Below are 591 nucleotides of genomic sequence, written 5' to 3'. Positions count from 1 at the left end.
AAAACAGTTTGAGCGTAGATTTAAAAATTTCTGCAGTTTCAACCCAAAATTGTATTCCAGAATAGTTCGATTTGAAAGCGCTTTGTTCCCCGATAGACAATTCGATAGCTACACGGATATGGCTCTTGAACTTGGCTATTACGATCAAGCCCATTTCAACAATGAATTCAAACAATTTTCAGGGTTCACTCCCCGTACCTACCGTTCGGTTACCTCTTATTGATGATGTCTATTTTTTCCAATTTTAGCATAATTGGAAGGGCTACTTTTGTCTTTTATTTACTTTTTCATGGAAGCAGACAAAAATAGTTTCGATCATCAGGAAAAAGTTATTCCCATCATGGGATGTGCTAATATCCGCGAGCAGGTTGAATTTTATACGGCGCTGGGATTTGAAGTAGCAGGCATTTATACTTCCCCCAATCCATATGCCTGTCTCAAATGGAAAAATATTGACCTGCATTTTTATGGCAGCCGCAAGGTTGTGGCATCGGAAAATGCAACCATGTGTTATCTGCTTGTAACAGACGTTGACGAGGTCAACCACAGGTTCGAGAATGGATTAAAGAGCTACTATGGGAAAATTCCAAG

At 39.4% G+C, this 591-nt stretch carries 2 protein-coding genes; both read left to right on the top strand.

Going from position 1 to position 591, the window contains the following annotated elements; genetic code table 11:
- Positions 1-223: helix-turn-helix domain-containing protein (locus tag Q0590_RS37490; RefSeq protein WP_302042814.1), on the top strand; the 223-nt coding region annotated here is incomplete at its 5' end.
- A gap of 66 nt (positions 224-289) precedes the next feature.
- A partial coding sequence (locus Q0590_RS37485) for a DUF8817 family protein (RefSeq protein WP_302042813.1) occupies positions 290-591 on the top strand: 302 nt, incomplete at its 3' end.

The sequence above is a fragment of the Rhodocytophaga aerolata genome (assembly GCF_030503435.1).
Taxonomy (GTDB): domain Bacteria; phylum Bacteroidota; class Bacteroidia; order Cytophagales; family 172606-1; genus Rhodocytophaga; species Rhodocytophaga aerolata.
This window is presented reverse-complemented; position numbering and strand designations above follow the sequence as displayed.